This is a genomic window from Mesorhizobium sp. CA10, from assembly GCF_020165285.1.
In the GTDB taxonomy this organism is placed as follows: domain Bacteria; phylum Pseudomonadota; class Alphaproteobacteria; order Rhizobiales; family Rhizobiaceae; genus Mesorhizobium.
This window is the reverse complement of sequence record NZ_JAIUHV010000018.1, coordinates 38,729-55,939: the sequence shown is the minus strand read 5'-3', so window position 1 is coordinate 55,939 and position 17,211 is coordinate 38,729. Positions and strand designations below refer to the sequence as shown.

The window sequence follows — 17,211 nt, the reverse complement described above, 5'->3', positions numbered from 1 at the left end:
CCACGGCCTGGAGGATGTGCAGTGAAGAAGGGATATCGCCAGCTTCTCGACGAGGCGAATGCCGAGATCGAGGTCGTGTCGCCTGAGGAGGCAGCGGGGCTGCTGGAGGATGAGGACACGATCTTCGTCGATCTGCGCGACCCGCGCGAGGTCGAACGTGACGGCAAGATCCCCGGCGCCAAGCATGTAACGCGAGGCATGCTGGAATTCTGGATCGATCCCGAAAGCCCGTATCACAAGCCGTTCTTCGCCAGCGGCAAGACCTTCGTCTTCTTCTGCGCCGGAGGCTGGCGCTCGGCGCTTGCCACGAAGACGGCGCAGGACATGGGCCTGACGCCGGTCAAGCATATCCTCGGCGGCTATACCGCCTGGAAAGCAGCGGGCCTGCCCGAAGAGGCGGGGCAGAAAAAGAAGGCGGACTGATAGGCGATTAGTGCAGGGCCGTTTCCCGCTGCCCAGTCACAAAGCCGACCGCGCGCGCGACGACGTCCCTGTCGGTGAGGATACGCCGGTGGCCAAGCCCATCGGCCCAATGCAGGTGGACATGCTCGCCGGCGCCCGCATAACGCTTCGCATGATCGGCATGGACTTCGCGATCGTCCGGCGCGTGGATGATCAGCGTCGGCACCGACGCCTCCGCAAGCTGGCGGTCGCCGGTGAATTCGCTGAGCGGACGCCCCGAAAGGTATCTCACCCTGTCCGCCATGGCGACGCGCGAGCGCGGCCCGACATTCATCATATCGCTGAAGTCGTCGAAGATTGCAGGCAGCGAGCTCGGCGCCGCAATCAGCACCAGCTTTTGCGCCGCAAGCGGCGGCATGCCCTTGACCGATGCGGCAACGGCATTGACGGCAATCGCGCCGCCGAAGGAATGGCCGACGACGGCGGCAAAGGGGCCGAACCATTCGCCGGCGACCCGCGCCGCGTCCACGGCAGTCACCATGTTGAGATGGCGGCCGAGCGAATGGCCATGCCCAGGCAGGTCGAGCGAAACAACCTTGTAGCCGGCGCCGCGAAACCCTTCGATAAGGGCGCGCATATATTCGGTACGCGAGCGCCAACCATGAATGACGAGCACCGTGCCGCGCGACTCCCTGCCCGGCTCCGGCCGGAATTCATGCACTGCGACGCAATCGGTCCTGGTTTTCAGCCTGTGATGGCGCGCCTCGGCCATGAAGGCTGAGGCACGCTCGACGGCTCGGCGTTCGCCGTCGCTCAAGGTCTTGACGTTTGGTGTGCGGCAAAACAATTCGAAGGCGGCGCGGCCGCTAAGACGCGGCGCAACATGCTCGGCCGCGCCGAAAACGCCCCGGATGACCTTCATTCCAAATGATGCCATATTGGCAGTCCATCCATTCGTTCAAGCATGAACATAATAGTTCAAAGATGAACATTAAGCAAGAGCTACCCTGGGACAACCCTCGCTTTCGCAACTGGGTTGCGGTGGCGCGCGCCTGTCATGTGCTGGAGCGCACGCTGGCGGTTAAGCTCGGCCCGCTCGACCTTAAGCCGGCGCAGCTCGACGTGCTGATGAACCTCTACCGCCACCCCGGCATGTCGCAGCACGACCTTGCCCGCAAGCTGCTCGTCGGCCGCTCCAACATCACCATGCTGTTGCCGCAGCTCGAGGCCCGCGGGTTGCTGCGTCGCGAAGGCGACGAGAAGGACAAGCGGGTGCTGCGGCTGAACCTCACCGAGGCGGGCGAGGCTCTGCTGATGAAGGCCCTGAAGGTTCATATGGCGCTGATCGAGAAGGCGATGAGCCAGTCGACGCCGGAGCAGTGCGACATGATCGGCGAGCAAATGCGCAAGATCGCCGACGTGCTGAAGGAAGCCTGAGCGCGGGTTTGATGCGACTACCTCAGGTGTGCTGAGATTTCGGTCAGGCCGAATCGAAAATGGCGGGATTCCGAGAACCGGAGCGGAGCGTACCTAAAGTACGTGAGCACCGGAAGCGCAGGGACCCGCCATTTGCAGGCCGGCCTCACCGAAATATCGGCGCACCTGTCACCACATCGTCTTCTTCGTTCTTTCCGGCCATTCCTCGTCGTACTTCTGGCCGTCGATGTTCTTGCGGCTGGTGATCTCGAGAATCTGGCCGGGTGTCGGCAGCGACTTCGGGTCGATATGCCTGGCCGGGTTCCACAGTTCCGAGCGGACGATAGCGCGGGCGCATTGGAAATAGACCGTATCGACATCGATGACAGTGACCGAGCGGGCCGGCTTGCCGTCGACCGTGAAGGACGCGCAAAGCCCGGCATCGGTCGTGATGTGAGCGCGGCCGTTGACGCGCAGCGTGGTGCCCGAGCCCGGCACCAGAAAGAGCAGGCCGACGCGCGGATCGCGAATGATGTTCTTCAGCGAATCGGCGCGATTGTTGCCGCGCCTGTCGGGCATCATCAGAGTCTTGTCGTCGACAATGCGCACGAAGCCGGCGAGATCGCCGCGCGGGGAGCAGTCGAGGCCCTCGGGCCCGCTCGTCGCCAGCGCCACGAAGGGCGAGGCCTCGATGAAGGCGGCATATTCGGGAATCACATGGTCGAGTTCTTTGACGACCGAAGCCTCGCCCGGCAGGCCGTAGAGGACCTCGAGCTGTTCGACGGATGTGATGCGCGACACCTTTTTCGCCTCCTGACCTTTTGCCGGCGCTACTCCATGTCCATGACGTCTTGACGACAGCCGACCTTGGATTGCCACGCGCAGGGCTAGCGATCCCGGCTCAGCCCCTTCTCGGCCAACTCGGTAAGATAGGCGTTCCAGCGCTCGTCCTTTTCGTGGCCAAGCGTATGCAGATAGTTCCAGGTGAAGATGCCGGTGTCGTGGAAATCGTCGAAGGTGATGCGCACCGCATAATTGCCGACCGGCTCGATCTTGAGAATCGCTATATTGCGCTTGCCGGGGACCGTCACGCGCTGCTCCGGCGAATGCCCCTGCACTTCCGCCGACGGCGAAGCCACGCGCAAAAACTCCGCCGGCAATTCGAACGGTTGATGGCCCGGGAAGGTCACCGTCAGCAGCTTGCGGTCCTTCGAGACCCTGAGTTCCTTTGGCGCGGTCATGACTGTCCTGTCTGGAGCCGGATGATTTCAGGTCTGTTCGACCTGAAATCTGAATCCGTCTCTAAGTCAAAGAGATAGAGCATGATGTCGTCCGAAAAACCGCTTCACACTTTTCGGCATCATGCTCTGGGTTGCGCCCTTCCCTACGCCGCTTCGCGCGATCCGGAAAGACCGGTGCCAATGCATGTCGCCCGGAAGTGGGCAGCGGTTCTGGGACAAACGACATGCATCCGACCAAGACTTTCAGCCAGCCGACACGCGATGTCGGCCGGGGAATGTTACCAAAGATCAAGACCGTCTATCTTGAATGCGGCATTGGATCGTATCACATAGCTGTATATAACGGTGCCGCTCAGGCCATGGGAAACGTTTGCAAATGGACATGATCGACCCCTTCGGTCGCACCATCAGCTATCTGCGCGTGTCGGTCACCGACCGCTGCGATTTTCGCTGTACCTATTGCATGGCCGAGGACATGACCTTCTTGCCCAAGAAGGATCTGTTGTCGCTCGAGGAGCTTGACCGGCTCTGCACCGTTTTCATCGAAAAGGGCGTTAGGAAGCTGCGGCTGACCGGCGGCGAGCCGCTGGTTCGCAAGAACATCATGCATCTGGTGCGCCAGCTGTCGCGGCATCTGGAGAGCGGCGCCCTGGAAGAGCTGACGCTGACCACCAACGGCTCGCAGCTGTCGCGCTTCGCCGCCGAGCTCGCCGATTGCGGCGTCAAGCGCATCAACGTCTCGCTCGACACGCTCGATGCCGAGAAATTCCACCAGATCACCCGCTGGGGCAATCTCGGCAAGGTGATGGAGGGCATTGATGCCGCGCAGAAGGCCGGGTTGAAGATCAAGCTCAATGCGGTTGCACTGCGGGACTTCAACGATGCCGAAATCCCCGAGCTGATGCGCTGGGCGCATGGCCGTGGCATGGATCTCACCCTCATCGAGACGATGCCGATGGGCGAGATCGAGGCCGACCGCACCGACCAGTATCTGCCGCTGTCGCTGTTGCGCGCCGCGCTGGAGCGACAGTTCACGCTCTCCGATATTCCTTACAAGACCGGCGGCCCTGCCCGCTATGTCCATGTCGCGGAGACCGGCGGCCGCCTCGGCTTCATCACGCCGATGACGCATAATTTCTGCGAAAGCTGCAACCGCGTGCGGCTGACCTGCACCGGCACGCTCTATATGTGCCTTGGCCAGGAGGACGCCGCCGACCTTAGGGCGCCGTTGCGCGCCACCGAAGGCAACGAGCTGCTCGGCGAGGCGATCGACGAAGCCATCGGCCGCAAGCCCAAGGGCCATGATTTCGTCATCGACCGCCGCACCAGCCGCCCATCGGTATCTCGGCATATGAGCGTCACCGGCGGCTGATTTTTTCTGCGATTTGGTGCAGGATCACCTTCGGTCATCGACCAAAGGGGGATCATGCAACGTCCGCAGCGCATCGGTTGGTCGTCGGTAGCGGCGATCTTGTCGCTGTCGACAATCATGTCGGCCGCGATGGCCAAGCCCTTCACCTACGTGAATGCGCGGTTCGGCCAGTCCTGCACTTTTCCCGATGACATCTTCAACAAGCCGATGCCCGAGCCGGAAAATGGCGACGGACAGCAATGGCTTAGCGCCGACGGCGCCAGCCTGACCTGTTCCGGCATCTACAACATCGACAACGACACGCCGCAAGGTTTCGTCGTCCAGGAGAAAGCCAGCACCGAACCGGGTTACAAGATCACCTACAGCAAGACCGGCAAGAACTGGGCGGTGCTCTCCGGCACCAAGGACGGCAACATTTTTTACGAACGGCGCCTGTTCGGAAAGGACGACGTCATTCGCACCGTCTGGATCGAATACCCTGCCGCGCTCAAGGCAAAATACGACCCTTTGGCCGGCTCCATCGCCAAGACCCTGCGCGGCCCTTGAGGTCAGCCTGGCCGCACTGAAAATAAAGCGCTGGCGTCGCCTTCCGGCCGATTTACCGCCGGCCTTTTCCAGCCTAGCCTTCGCGCGCGATTATCGCTCTAGGGGGAGTGCACATGCGCACATTCATGCTTTCACTAGCAATGCTTGGGGTTGCTTCCGTATCGGCCGCGGCTCAGTCGATCGGCGGCACCTACACCGTCGCCGGCACCAATTTCGACGGCTCGAAATATGACGGCGAGGCAACCATCACGCTGACCAGCGACACGACCTGCACCATCCACTGGGAAACCGGCGGCTCGACCTCGGACGGCATCTGCATGCGTAACGACAATGCATTTTCCGCCGGCTACGCGATGGGCAAGGAGATCGGTCTCGTCGTCTACAAGATCGAGAAGGACGGCTCCCTGCACGGGCTGTGGACCATCGCCGGCCAGAACGGCAACGGCACCGAGGTGCTGACGCCGAAGTAAGCCTTCCAAAGCTCGGCAAATCGATCTCATGGGCCACGCAGAAATTCGTGGCCCATTTCTTTGCCGTTGCTGTTTTCCGGCTGCCTGCTAGACGGCTGAATTAAAATAGTCCGGAAACGCCCTTGCCTCTCTCGCCAAATCTGCGCGGCGCGCTGTTCATGATCGTGGCCATGGTCGGCTTCACCTTGAACGACGCGATCACCAAATTCTCGTCGGAATCGATGAACATGGCGCAGGTCATGCTGGTGCGGGGCGCCTTCGCGTCCTTGTTCGTCGGCCTGCTCGCCTGGCGGCGCGGCGCGCTTGCCAATCCGGCGGCCATGCTGCAGCCGATGGTGGCGACGCGCGTCGCGGGCGAAGCCGGCGCCACGGTATCGTTTCTGATCGCGCTTGCGCATTTGCCGATCGCCAACGTCTCGGCCGTGCTGCAGGCGCTGCCGCTGGCGGTGACCATGGGCGCGGCGCTGTTCTTCGGCGAAGGCGTCGGCTGGCGGCGCTGGCTTGCCATTGCCATCGGCTTCACCGGCGTGCTGATCATCGTGCGGCCGGGCTTCGAGGGCTTCAGCGTCTACTCGCTGCTGGCATTGACCAGCGTCGCCTGCTGCGCGGTGCGCGATCTCGCCACCAAGCGGATCCCCGAAGCGATCCCGACCATGCTGGTGTCGACGGCGACCGCGCTTGCCATGACGGTGCTGGGCGCGCTGCTTTTGTCGCCGATGGGCGGCTGGACGCCGATGAGCGGCCGGGCGACCACACTGCTGGCCTTGGCGGCGGTGCTGGTGCTGATCGGCTATCAGTTCATCATCATGGCGATGCGCTCGGGCGACATCTCCTTCATCGCCCCGTTCCGCTACACCGCGCTATTGTGGTCGATCCTGCTCGGCCTCGTCATTTTCGGCGATATCCCGGATGCGCCGATGACCGTCGGCGCCGCCATCATCATCGGCTCGGGCCTCTATGCGCTCTACCGCGAGCGCGTCGTCGGCCGACAGCAACCTGCCGCCGAAAGCACTGGACCCGACATGGCACCGGACGGCATATAGGCGCAATGGACCGAAGTGTTGCGGGGATCATTCTGGCCGGAGGCCAGTCGCGCCGGATGGGCGGCGGCGACAAGCCGCTCCTTTCATTGGGCAAAGCCAGGCTGATCGACCATGTCGCCACGCGACTGAGGCCGCAGGTCGCCACACTGGGGCTCAACGCGAACGGCGATCCGGCGCGATTTGCCGGCATGGGCCTGCCGGTGATCCAAGATACGATGCCGGGCCATGCCGGCCCGCTCGCAGGCATTCTCACCGGCCTCGAATGGGCGGCAACGCAAACAAACTGCCGGTGGCTGGTGAGCGCCGCCGGTGACACGCCGTTCTTTCCCGACAACCTCGTCGAGCGCCTGGTGCTGGCAGCGCCCGATCGGCCCGGCACGATCGCCGTCGCCAGTTCGGACGGCAGATGGCACCCGACCTTCGCGCTCTGGCCGCTCGGCCAGCGCGACGCCTTGCGTCATTTCCTGGTCGACGAGGACAACCGACGGGTTTCCGCGTTTATGGAGCGGCACGGCCATGTCGAGGTTGAGTTCCCCATGATCGAGGCTCGCGGCCAAAAGATCGATCCGTTCTTCAACATCAACACACCGGACGACCTTGCGGCGGCGGAGCGTCTGTTGCAAAGCCTCGGGCCATGAGACGCGTATTCGGCATCACCGGCTGGAAGAACTCCGGCAAGACGACCCTGACGGAAAAGCTGGTCACAGAGCTGGTGGCGCGCGGCTGGACGGTGTCGACGGTGAAGCACGCGCACCATGCCTTCGACATCGACAAGCCGGGCGCCGACTCCTTCCGCCACCGCCAGGCGGGCGCGACGGAAGTCGCCATCGTCTCCGGCCGGCGTTGGGCTCTGATGCACGAATTGCGCGAGGAAAACGAGCCGACGCTGGACGAAATCCTGGCGCGGCTGTCGCCCGCGGACATCGTTCTGGTCGAAGGCTACAAGCGCGAGGCGCATAAGAAGATCGAGGCAAGGCGGCTTGAAGCCAAGGATCGGACGCCGCTTTCGGCCAACGATCCCAACATTGTCGCGGTCGCCGCCGACTTCACGGTCGAAGGCGAAGACCTGCCGGTTTTCGACCTCGACGACACGAAATCGATAGCCGACTTCATCGAGCGCAGCACAGGTCTCGTGGCTCAGACCAAGTAACGCAGCGGCACGTCCTGATTGTCGTTTGCCGTTGATTTGCAGTTGCTTTTTTCTCGCAAAGAGTGGGAGTATCCGGCCCAGCGGGCGGTCGGGAAACGACCGACCACAAGAGCCGCACGGGACAGCGGCCATGACAATATGAGAGGATTATCATGCGTATTGCACTGCGTATCGCGCTCGCCGCTTCGGCCGCGCTGCTGACACTCGGCGTCGCCCAGGCTCAGGAAAAGACCCTCAGGATCGGCACCGAAGGCGCATACCCGCCCTTCAACAACCTGACCTCGGACGGCCAGCTGGTCGGCTTCGACATCGATATCGCCAAGGCGCTCTGCGACGAGATGAAGGTGAAGTGCACCTTCGTCGCGCAGGATTGGGACGGCATCATCCCCGCGCTTCAGGCCGGCAAGTTCGACGCCATCGTCGCCTCGATGTCGATCACGCCCGAGCGCCAGGAAAAGGTCGACTTCACCCACAAATACTACAACACCCCCTCGGCCATCGCCGTGCCGAAGGATTCACCACTCAAAGGCGTGACCAAGGAAGACCTCGCCGGCAAGACCATCGGCGTCGCCACCACCACCACGCATTACAACTATGCTTCGAAGACCTACACGGACAGCACCATCAAGGGCTATCCGAGCAGCCCCGAGGAACAGGCTGACCTCGCCAATGGCCGTCTCGATGCGATCGAGGATGACATCGTTGTGTTGCAGCAGTGGCTGGATTCGCCGGACGGCGCCTGCTGCAAGATCCTCGGCCAGCCCTCGCCGCAGCCGGTCGAAATCTTCGGACCGGGCGCCGGCATCGCCGTGCGCAAGGGCGAGACCGATCTGGTCAACAAGCTGAATGAAGCGATCGACACCATCCGAAAGAACGGAAAGTACAAGGAAATCAACGACAAATACTTCAAGTTCGACGTCTATGGCGCCGAGTCCTGATCGATAAGCCAAGGGCGGTGAGGCATCCCTCGCCGCCCTTAAATCCTTCCGGGATCGCCACGGAGACACGACCCGTCAATGCCGGCCCAAAGCATTTGGACACTTCTCAGCTGGGGACCGGAGGGCTGGAGTGACGACATTGCCTCTGGCGTTCTGGTCACCATCGCGCTGGCGCTCGCCACACTGCCGATCGGCCTAGTGATCGGCTTTTTCGTCGCCTTTGCCAAGCAGCATGAAGAGCCGTCGCTGCGCCTTGCCGGCAACATCTACACCACGGTCTTTCGCGGCCTGCCGGAACTGGTGACGCTGTTCCTGTTCTTCTTCGGCATGCCGCTTCTGCTGCAATATCTCGTCCGGCTGTTCAATCCGGACGCAACTATCGACGTCAACAGCTTCATCGCTGGCATGATCGTGCTGGCGCTGATCTTCTCCTCTTACGCCAGCGAGGTCTTCCTCTCCGCGTTCCGCGCCATTCCGAAAGGCCAATATGAGGGTGGCTACGCCATTGGCCTGTCGAAATGGCAGACAATGCGGCTGGTGATCCTGCCGCAGCTGATACGCATCGCTTTTCCGGGTCTCGAAAATTGTTGGCTGAGCCTGCTCAAGGACACCTCGCTGGTTTCGGTCGTCAATCTCGCGGAGACCCTGCGCCAGTCCGGCGTGGCGGCGCGCGTCACCAAGCATTCCTTCCTCTTTTACAGCGTCGCGGCGCTGATCTTCCTGGCGCTGGCCGTCCTGTCGTCGATCGCCACGAGCTATATCCTGCGCTATCTCGGACGGAGGGAAGCGCGATGAGCGTCAGCCAGGCTATCGCCATCGACAAGCCGCCGCCGCCAGCGCGCGGCTGGCCGCGGGTCCGCATCCTCGGCTACGCGCTGGTCGGCATCTGGGTGCTGTTCGGCGCCGGCATCGTCGCCTATCTGGTCTATGCCTGGAACGCCGAATTCTTCGCCAGATATGCTCCCGCCTATCTTCAGGGCCTGGGGACCACCCTATCGCTGGTGAGCATTTCGATGGTCGTTGGCGCGCTCCTGTCGCTGCCGGTCGCCTATGGCCGCATGTCGAAGAACCCGATCTTGTCCGCGCTTGCCTATTGCTACGTCTACTTCTTCCGCGGCACGCCGCTGCTCGTGCAGACCTACCTGGTCTATTACGGCATCGGCTCGTTCCGGCCTGAGCTTGAGACGGTCGGGCTGTGGTGGTTCTTCCGCGAGGCCTTCTATTGCGGCGTCTTTGCCTTCTCGCTCAACACCGCCGCCTATCAGGCCGAGATCCTGCGCGGCGCCATCGAAAGCGTGGCGCGCGGCCAATGGGAAGGTGCGGCCTCACTCGGACTGCACAGATTGCAGACGCTGCGCAAGGTGATCATGCCCCAGGCGATCATTGTCGCGCTCAGGCCCTATGGCAACGAGCTCATCCTGATGATCAAGGCCTCCGCGATCGTCGCCATCATCACCGTCTACGACCTGATGGGCAACGCCAAGCTCGCCTACGCGAAATCCTTCGACATCCAGGCCTATATCTGGGTGGCGATCGTCTATCTGGTGATGGTCGAGATCCTGCGCCACGGCGTCGAATGGATCGAGCGCCGCATCACCGTCCATCTGCATCGATAGATTGCGGCCCGGCCGCCTGCACCAGTCGATGCAGCGCTGCGTGCCTTGACGAATTTTTCGCATGGCCTAGACCTTCCGCCACTGGAAACTGTGTTTTGTTGGAAGGCAGGTCTATGGCATCGGTTGCATTTCTCGGTCTTGGCGTCATGGGCTATCCGATGGCCGGGCACCTCAGGAACAAAGGCGGCCATGACGTCACCGTCTACAACCGCACCAAGGCAAGGGCCGAGCAGTGGGTTGCCCAGCATGGCGGCAAACTGGCGCTGACGCCGGCCGATGCAGCTGCGGGCAAGGACTTCGTCTTCTCCTGCGTCGGCAATGATGATGATCTACGCTCGGTCACCACAGGTGCCAACGGCGCCTTTGCCGCGATGAAGAAGGGCGCGGTCTTCATCGACAACACCACCGCGTCTGCCGAGGTCGCGCGCGAGCTTGACGACGCCGCGCGCAAGGCGGGCTTCTCCTTCCTCGACGCGCCGGTGTCAGGCGGCCAGGCCGGCGCCGAGAACGGCGTGCTGACCGTCATGGTCGGCGGCGACGAGGCTGCCTTCGACAAGGCCAGGCCCGTCATTGACGCCTACGCCCGCATGGTCGGCCTGATGGGATCGGCTGGCGCAGGCCAGCTGACCAAGATGATCAACCAGATCTGCATCGCGGGCCTCGTCCAGGGTCTGGCTGAGGGCATCCATTTCGGCAAGAAGGCTGGCCTCGACATCGAAAAGGCCGTTGAGGTGATCTCCAAGGGGGCGGCCGGCTCCTGGCAGATGGACAACCGCCACAAGACGATGAATGCCGGCAAATATGATTTCGGCTTCGCCGTCGACTGGATGCGCAAGGATCTCGGCATCTGCCTGGCGGAGGCCAACCGCAACGGCGCCAAGCTGCCGGTGACCGCCCTGGTCGACCAGTTCTACAAGGATGTGCAGGACATGGGTGGCAAGCGCTGGGACACGTCATCGCTGCTGGCGCGCCTGGAAAGATAGGCGACGATGCCTCTGCCCGATCCGAGCTGGAGCGCCGACGACATCGTCGCTCATTTGCGTTCGGTCGGCACCGAGGACAATCGGGCGGGCATGGCGCGCTTCGGCATCAACACCGCCAGCGCGCTCGGCGTCGGCAATTCACAATTGCGGCTGCTGGCGCGCAAGCTGAAGAGGAACCACGAGCGGTCGCTGCAGCTCTGGAACAGCGGCATCCGCGAAGCGCGGCTGATGGCCGCCTTCACCGGCGAGCCGAAGAAGGTCGATATCGATCAATGCCGGCGCTGGGCCGCGGATTTCGACAGCTGGGAGATCGTCGACACCGTTGCGGACCTGTTTGCCGAAACACCGTTCTGGCGCGAATTGATCGACGAGTTCGCTGGAGACGAACGCGAATTCGTTCGCCGCACCGCCTTTGCCATGTTGGCCTGGAGCGCGGTGCATCTCAAAAAAGAGCCGGACGCGACCTTCCTGGCCTATCTGCCACTGATCGAGAAGCATGCCGGCGATCCGCGCAATTTCGTCCGCAAGGCGGTCAATTGGGCGCTGCGGCAAATCGGCAAACGGTCGATGAGCCTGCACGCCCCTGCCCTTGCGCTGGCGGAAAGATTAGCGGCATCGCCGGACAAGACGGCGCGCTGGATCGGCAAGGATGCGGTGAAGGAACTGACGGATGCCAGACAGCTCGAAAGGCTCGCAGCCGCAAAAGCATGACCTTGCCGGGATTCGGTTCGTCGGGGTGACGCCAGAGACACTTGCCGACTTCGAAAACCTGTTCGAGCAGCCCGGCGCACCGAAATATTGCTGGTGCATGGCCTGGCGCCATTCCACCCGCGAACACATTCAGAACGATGAGAAGAAGCGCATGATGATGGCGCTCATCGACAAAGGCACCCCGGTCGGCATCATCGCCGAGATGGACGGCAGGCCGGTCGGCTGGTGCTCGGTCGCGCCACGCGAGACCTACCGGAAACTTTCAAAGCAGCAGGACGACACCGAAACCGGCATCTGGTCGATCGTCTGCTTCTATGTGCCCAGGGCCCTGCGCGGCGGCGGGCTGGCCTCCGCTTTGCTTGACGCTGCGATCGACCATGCCTTCAGCAAAGGCGCACATACAATCGAGGCCTATCCCGTCGACGAGGCCGCCCCGAGCTACCGCTTCATGGGATTTCGCGACATGTTTACTACAAGGGGCTTCCATGAGACCGGCACCGCCGGTACGCGACGGCATGTAATGCGGCTGGGTCGGTGAGCCCGGACCGGTCACGACGCTTTTACTCGATTCAGCAAATGGACTGGCGGAGGATGGAGCGATCATGAGCAAGCGTTTCAAGTCATGCGCGGCGCTGGCGGCTGCGCTCCTCCTCGCAGCCACTGGAGCCGATGCCGCGGCTGATGTCGCGCATATTGTCTGGAAGGATCTGCGCCCCGCGACGCAAGCGATAGCCGAAGACGCGAACCTGCCGATGATCGCGGCAAAACTGCCTGACCATGGCGAGACCTTGTCGCTCAATCTGCAGGACAAGACGATACAATTAGCCGGATATGCATTGCCGGTCGATCGTGACGGCGACCTCGTCTACCAGTTCTTGCTGGTGCCGTGGACGGGCGCCTGCAGCCACATGCCGACGCCGCCGCCCAATCAGATCGTGCTGGTGACGCCGGCGCATCCCTACAAGATGAAAGAGGCCTACGAGCCGGTCGCAGTCACCGGCGTGCTGAAGCCCGGCATGGAGAAAAGCCAGTTGTTCATCCTCGACGGCGTCTCGATGGTCCAGTCGGGCTACACGGTGCGAAAGGCCGAGGTGGCGAGCGTCGACAGCGTGCCGGACACGGTCACCCTGCCGGTCAACTCGCCGTGGAATTTTCTGAACAAAAAGAAGAATTAGGGCCGATCGGCGCAACCAGCGTCACGCCGCGTTCGCGCCCGATTCCTTGTCCAGCACCATGTAATCGAGCGGAATTTCCGTCGTGTACTTGATCTGCTCCATGGCGAAGGACGACGAGACGTCACGGATCTCGATCTTGGCAATCAGCCGCTTGTAGAAGGCATCGTAAGCGGCGATGTCGGGCACCACCACGCGCAGCAAGTAATCGACGTCGCCGCTCATGCGGTAGAACTCGACCACTTCCGGGAATTCCTGGATGACCTCGGAGAAGCGCCGCAGCCATTCATGGCTGTGCGAGTTGGTGCGGATCGACACGAAGACGGTGACGCGCACATTGACCTTCTCATGGTCGAGGATGGCGACGCGCCGCTTGATGACGCCCTCCTCCTCGAGCTTCTGGATGCGCCGCCAGCATGGCGTGGTCGACAAGCCGACTTTCTTGGCGACATCGGCGACCGCGAGCGTCGCGTCCTCCTGCAAGAGGCGGAGAATTTTTCTATCGAGGCGATCCATGGGAGGCTCCAGGGGAATAGTTTGGCTATAATCCCTTTTACCGGAGCCTTTCACAAGAAAGAAATTCTGCCGATGGCGGTAAATGCGAGTGATTTCTTGCAGAATGGCTAATCAATACGATAGCGGATTTCCGACCTGAGAAAGGGCAGCAAATCCATTTCAAACCAGGGATTCTTCTTCAGCCAGCCGGTGTTTCGCCAGGACGGATGCGGCAGCGGCAGCACTTTCGGCATGGCCGGTCCATCCCATATGGCGCGCCAGTTCCTGACCGTCTCGGTCAGCGACGGCAGCCGTGCCGTGCCCATATGCCATGCCTGCGCATAGCCGCCGATGGTCAGCACCAGGTCGATCTGCGGCATCAGCGCCATCAGGTCCGAGCGCCAGGCCGGCGCGCATTCGCGACGCGGCGGCAGGTCGCTGCCCTTGGCGTCCTGTCCAGGAAAACAAAAGCCCATCGGCACGATGGCGAATTTTTCAGCGTCGTAGAACTCATCGCTGCTGACACCGAGCCAGTTTCGCAGCCGGTCTCCCGAGGCATCGGTGAAGGGCATGCCCGACGCATGCACTTTTGTCCCCGGCGCCTGGCCGGCAAGCAGGACCCGCGCTGTGGAGGACGGCTGCAGCACCGGCCGCGGCGCATGCGGCAAAGGCCGGCCAAGCGGCTGGTCGACGCAGATACGGCAGGCCCGCACCCTTTCGGTGAGGCGCTGCAGCGCTTGTCTTGTATCGGGCGGATTATCCAATTTCTGTCGCTCAGGCCGTCGCGCTCGGCCGGCTTGCAAGTGCCGCGTACCAGCGCAGCACGTTCGTGCATTCCTCCGGCACCTTGATACGCGCTGGTTTCATGAAGTCGATGGCGATCATGCCGGTGATGTCGGCGACCGAATAGGCATCGCCGGCGGCGAATTCGCGCTTCGCCAGTTCATTGTCGAGCAGGTGCAGGAATTCGATCGCCTTCGGCTTGTTGGCCTCACCCCATTCCGGAATTTGCGGCACTTCCCATTCCTTCATCGCCGGATGGATGTGCCGGAAAGCGGCGGCGACGCTGCTCATCAGGTTCAATTCCAAGCGTCGTTGCCACATCTCGACCACGGCCTTGCCGAGCGCGCCCGTGCCGAACAAAGCGGGCTCGGGATGCAATTCCTCGAAATAGCGGCAAATGGCGATCGATTCGGTGATGATGGTGCCGTCGTCGAGCTCAAGCACCGGCAGGCGCCGCAGCGGATTGCGCTTAGCCACCTGCTCGCCGCGATGCTCCAGCGCGCCCATGTCGACAGGCACGAGCGGCACCGTCAGCCCCTTCTCGGCGAGGAAGACGCGCACGCGCCGGGGATTGGGGGCGCGGCCGCCATCGAACAGCTTCATTCCATCCTCCAGCTTATCCACCTGATCATAAGGCGCTGGTCAGCGCATCACCAGAAGCGAACAAATTCGCGCAACGCACCGCCGAACGAGGCCAGCATGCCATGCTTTCGCTCGACCGGCGCACCATGATGGCTGTCGCGCCAGTCCTGCGGCTCCGCGAAGGTGCCTGCCCAGATGCCGGCCTTGGCCGCTCTCGCCGCTGCTTCCTCGGTCTCGAAATCGCCGAAGGCAACCCCATCCGGCCTGCACCTGGGTCTGGTTTAGGTCGGTATCGCCTGCCTTGCAATCGCCGAGCAGGCGGCCGTAGCGATCGCGCCGCCAGCCGCTGCAGACAACAGGCCTGCCGGCGATCAGGCGCACCAGCGACTGCCGCGCCAGCTTGCCGCAGGGATAGTCGGCGCCGGCCTTTTGGCAGGTCTGCTGATACTCCGGAGCATCGATGCCTCGCATGCGGATGCGCTCGGCCCCGAGCGTGATCGAATCGCCGTCATTGACGATCGCCGTGCCTTGCTCCTGGCGCCTCTCGAAGCGGTCGAGGCGTGCCGCCACCAGGATGAGCAAACCAAGCAGAAGAATGGCAAGTCCGTAGTCCAGCAGCTTGCGCCAGTGGCTCCGCGGCGGGCTCGCCACATAGCGTCGGCGCGGTCCTCGCGGCCCGAAACGGCTCATATGGCAAACAGTCTCTTAATCATTCGAACGTAGCTTAACGAACCGGAAGTCGCTGCGCGCAGAAATTGAAGTCTGTATGCCTTTGCAACGCTCGAACACAGCGGATAAGTTTATTGTGGACCGCCGTAAACCGCACCGCAACAGCGATGTGGCGCGAGCGGTGCGCAAGACGCGCGACCGCCTTTCGCAGCAGGCGGGCAGCCTCGATTTCGACCGTGAACTGCTGAAGCTGCATGCGCGCGCCATGGTGGTCAGCGCGGTCGCGATCCCCTTGCTCGTGCTCGCCGTGGCGGCCATCGGCCGGCTGGCGGGTCTGGACAGCCAGATCACCATCTGGGCGCTGTCGACGTTGCTTTGCTACACGATCGTCGCGTTCATGGCGCGTCGCGTGGAGCGGACCGAGGCGGCCGAACTCGACCCGGCGCAGACGCGTCGCGACTTCCTGATCGGCCATTTTCTCTGCGGCCTCGGCTGGGCATGGTTCGCCTGGGTCGGCTGCGCCACATGCCAGATCGACCAGTTCCATGTTGCCAAGGCCATGGTGCTGCTGATCGCCATGGCGACGACGGCCGTGATGGCCTCCTCGCTTGGCGGCGCGCTGTTCGCGACCTTTGCCATTCCCGTTGCCGTTTATGTCTACACCGTCATGCGCCTGTGGACGCCGATCGAAGCCACGATGGCGGCCTTGCTCATCGCAGCGCTTCCCTTCTTCGGTTACGTCGCGCGTCATCTCAACCAGGCTTCGTTGATGGTGCTGTCCTTCCGCTCGGAGAAGGACGCGCTGATCGCCGAGCTGGAGACGGCGAAATCGATGTCGGACGAGGCGAGGCGGCGGGCCGAGGACGCCAATCTGGCGAAATCGCGTTTCCTCGCCTCGATGAGCCACGAGCTCCGCACGCCGCTCAACGCCATCCTTGGCTTCTCCGAAGTGATGGCCAATGAAGTGCTGGGGCCGATGAACAATCCGACCTACCGCGACTATGCCCATGACGTGCACGAGTCCGGCCAGCACCTGCTCGACCTGATCAACGAGATCCTCGACCTGTCGCGCATCGAAGCCGGCCGCTACCAGCTCAACGAGGAGCCGGTCGTGCTGGTGACCATCGTCGAGGACTGCTGCCACATGATGGAGCTGCGCGCCCGCAACAAGGACATCCGTATCATTCAGGAGTTCGAGGAGACCCTGCCGCGCCTCTTCGCCGACGAGCGTGCCGTCAGGCAGATCACGCTCAACCTCCTGTCCAATTCGATCAAGTTCACCCCGTCAGGCGGCGAAGTGCGCGTGCGTGTCGGCTGGACGGCCGGCGGCGGCCAGTACATTTCGGTGAAGGACAACGGCCCGGGCATACCGGAAGAGGAAATCCCGGTGGTGCTTTCCGCCTTCGGCCAGGGCTCGATCGCCATCAAGAGCGCCGAGCAGGGAACCGGCCTCGGCCTGCCGATCGTGCAGGGCCTGCTCGCCATGCATGGCGGCGAGTTCGAGCTTCATTCCAAGCTGCGCGAAGGCACCGAGGCGATCGCCATCTTCCCGTTGAGCCGGGTGATGGAGGAACTGCCGGCCTTGCCGACCAAGACGGTCGCCGCGCGCGGACGCCGTTGAC

General features: G+C 62.7%; 23 protein-coding genes. 16 read left to right on the top strand and 7 right to left on the bottom strand.

Translation table 11 applies throughout. The features are described from left to right. The first annotated feature begins 21 nt into the window (after positions 1-21). Complete coding sequence (locus LB535_RS27020; RefSeq protein WP_224634337.1) at positions 22-423, top strand: rhodanese-like domain-containing protein; 402 nt, start codon at positions 22-24, stop codon at positions 421-423. A gap of 7 nt (positions 424-430) precedes the next feature. On the opposite strand, the gene LB535_RS27015 is transcribed toward LB535_RS27020, so the two are convergent. Beyond that, entirely contained in the window at positions 431-1,339 is a 909-nt protein-coding gene (locus LB535_RS27015; RefSeq protein WP_224634336.1) for an alpha/beta hydrolase, read from the bottom strand. Positions 1,340-1,386: 47 nt separating this feature from the next. On the opposite strand from LB535_RS27015, the gene LB535_RS27010 reads away from it, so the two are divergent. Beyond that, positions 1,387-1,839, top strand: coding sequence for a MarR family winged helix-turn-helix transcriptional regulator (locus LB535_RS27010; RefSeq protein ID WP_095765406.1), 453 nt, complete (start codon positions 1,387-1,389; stop codon positions 1,837-1,839). A gap of 168 nt (positions 1,840-2,007) precedes the next feature. On the opposite strand, the gene LB535_RS27005 is transcribed toward LB535_RS27010, so the two are convergent. Both LB535_RS27005 and LB535_RS27000 read right to left on the bottom strand, forming a co-directional pair. Continuing rightward, complete coding sequence (locus LB535_RS27005) at positions 2,008-2,619, bottom strand: pyridoxamine 5'-phosphate oxidase family protein (RefSeq protein WP_224634335.1); 612 nt, start codon at positions 2,617-2,619, stop codon at positions 2,008-2,010. A gap of 86 nt (positions 2,620-2,705) precedes the next feature. Further along, on the bottom strand, positions 2,706-3,059 hold the full coding sequence (locus tag LB535_RS27000; RefSeq protein WP_224634334.1) for a gamma-butyrobetaine hydroxylase-like domain-containing protein: 354 nt from the start codon (positions 3,057-3,059) through the stop codon (positions 2,706-2,708). Positions 3,060-3,435: 376 nt separating this feature from the next. Between LB535_RS27000 and moaA the strand changes: the two genes are divergently transcribed. The 13 genes from moaA (at position 3,436) to LB535_RS26935 (ending at position 13,063) form a co-directional block, all read left to right on the top strand. Further along, the gene (gene moaA, locus LB535_RS26995; protein WP_224634333.1) at positions 3,436-4,431 is read left to right on the top strand and encodes a GTP 3',8-cyclase MoaA; all 996 of its coding nucleotides are present in this window, start codon (positions 3,436-3,438) and stop codon (positions 4,429-4,431) included. A 54-nt stretch (positions 4,432-4,485) separates the two neighbouring features. Then, positions 4,486-4,977, top strand: a complete 492-nt coding sequence (locus tag LB535_RS26990) for a hypothetical protein (RefSeq protein ID WP_224634332.1) — start codon at positions 4,486-4,488, stop codon at positions 4,975-4,977. A 113-nt stretch (positions 4,978-5,090) separates the two neighbouring features. Continuing rightward, positions 5,091-5,447, top strand: coding sequence for a hypothetical protein (locus tag LB535_RS26985; protein WP_140628062.1), 357 nt, complete (start codon positions 5,091-5,093; stop codon positions 5,445-5,447). 122 nt (positions 5,448-5,569) lie between these two features. Further along, positions 5,570-6,490, top strand: coding sequence for a DMT family transporter (locus LB535_RS26980; protein ID WP_140843298.1), 921 nt, complete (start codon positions 5,570-5,572; stop codon positions 6,488-6,490). 5 nt (positions 6,491-6,495) lie between these two features. Further along, a complete protein-coding gene (mobA, locus tag LB535_RS26975) occupies positions 6,496-7,128 on the top strand; it encodes a molybdenum cofactor guanylyltransferase MobA (RefSeq protein ID WP_140843296.1) in 633 nt (210 codons plus the stop codon). Next, the gene (gene mobB, locus LB535_RS26970) at positions 7,125-7,640 is read left to right on the top strand and encodes a molybdopterin-guanine dinucleotide biosynthesis protein B (RefSeq protein WP_140843294.1); all 516 of its coding nucleotides are present in this window, start codon (positions 7,125-7,127) and stop codon (positions 7,638-7,640) included. Before mobA ends, mobB begins: the two co-directional genes overlap by 4 nt. A gap of 152 nt (positions 7,641-7,792) precedes the next feature. After that, on the top strand, positions 7,793-8,578 hold the full coding sequence (locus LB535_RS26965) for an ABC transporter substrate-binding protein (protein ID WP_095765397.1): 786 nt from the start codon (positions 7,793-7,795) through the stop codon (positions 8,576-8,578). Positions 8,579-8,656: 78 nt separating this feature from the next. Further along, the gene (locus LB535_RS26960; protein ID WP_140843292.1) at positions 8,657-9,373 is read left to right on the top strand and encodes an ABC transporter permease; all 717 of its coding nucleotides are present in this window, start codon (positions 8,657-8,659) and stop codon (positions 9,371-9,373) included. Then, positions 9,370-10,194 carry an ABC transporter permease gene (locus LB535_RS26955; protein WP_140843290.1) on the top strand — a complete coding sequence of 275 codons (825 nt, stop codon included), beginning with the start codon at positions 9,370-9,372 and terminating at the stop codon, positions 10,192-10,194. Before LB535_RS26960 ends, LB535_RS26955 begins: the two co-directional genes overlap by 4 nt. Positions 10,195-10,307: 113 nt before the next feature. Beyond that, on the top strand, positions 10,308-11,177 hold the full coding sequence (locus LB535_RS26950; RefSeq protein ID WP_224634331.1) for an NAD(P)-dependent oxidoreductase: 870 nt from the start codon (positions 10,308-10,310) through the stop codon (positions 11,175-11,177). Positions 11,178-11,183: 6 nt separating this feature from the next. Continuing rightward, positions 11,184-11,888, top strand: coding sequence for a DNA alkylation repair protein (locus LB535_RS26945; protein ID WP_140843286.1), 705 nt, complete (start codon positions 11,184-11,186; stop codon positions 11,886-11,888). After that, complete coding sequence (locus LB535_RS26940) at positions 11,848-12,426, top strand: GNAT family N-acetyltransferase (protein ID WP_140843284.1); 579 nt, start codon at positions 11,848-11,850, stop codon at positions 12,424-12,426. The genes LB535_RS26945 and LB535_RS26940 overlap by 41 nt, the downstream gene beginning before the upstream one ends. A 64-nt stretch (positions 12,427-12,490) precedes the next feature. Then, entirely contained in the window at positions 12,491-13,063 is a 573-nt protein-coding gene (locus LB535_RS26935; RefSeq protein ID WP_224532262.1) for a DUF3299 domain-containing protein, read from the top strand. Between the two features lie 21 nt (positions 13,064-13,084). Here the strand turns inward: LB535_RS26935 and LB535_RS26930 are convergent, their stop codons facing one another. The 4 genes from LB535_RS26930 to LB535_RS26915 form a co-directional block, all read right to left on the bottom strand. Then, on the bottom strand, positions 13,085-13,576 hold the full coding sequence (locus LB535_RS26930; RefSeq protein WP_006205209.1) for an Lrp/AsnC family transcriptional regulator: 492 nt from the start codon (positions 13,574-13,576) through the stop codon (positions 13,085-13,087). 107 nt (positions 13,577-13,683) lie between these two features. Continuing rightward, positions 13,684-14,319: a uracil-DNA glycosylase family protein gene (locus tag LB535_RS26925; RefSeq protein WP_224634330.1), complete on the bottom strand. Its 636-nt coding sequence runs from the start codon at positions 14,317-14,319 to the stop codon at positions 13,684-13,686. A 10-nt stretch (positions 14,320-14,329) separates the two neighbouring features. Then, complete coding sequence (locus LB535_RS26920; protein ID WP_224634329.1) at positions 14,330-14,941, bottom strand: glutathione S-transferase; 612 nt, start codon at positions 14,939-14,941, stop codon at positions 14,330-14,332. Positions 14,942-14,980: 39 nt separating this feature from the next. After that, positions 14,981-15,610: a thermonuclease family protein gene (locus LB535_RS26915; RefSeq protein ID WP_224634328.1), complete on the bottom strand. Its 630-nt coding sequence runs from the start codon at positions 15,608-15,610 to the stop codon at positions 14,981-14,983. A gap of 76 nt (positions 15,611-15,686) precedes the next feature. Between LB535_RS26915 and LB535_RS26910 the strand changes: the two genes are divergently transcribed. Beyond that, positions 15,687-17,210, top strand: a complete 1,524-nt coding sequence (locus tag LB535_RS26910; RefSeq protein ID WP_224634327.1) for a sensor histidine kinase — start codon at positions 15,687-15,689, stop codon at positions 17,208-17,210. Position 17,211 lies beyond the last annotated feature (1 nt).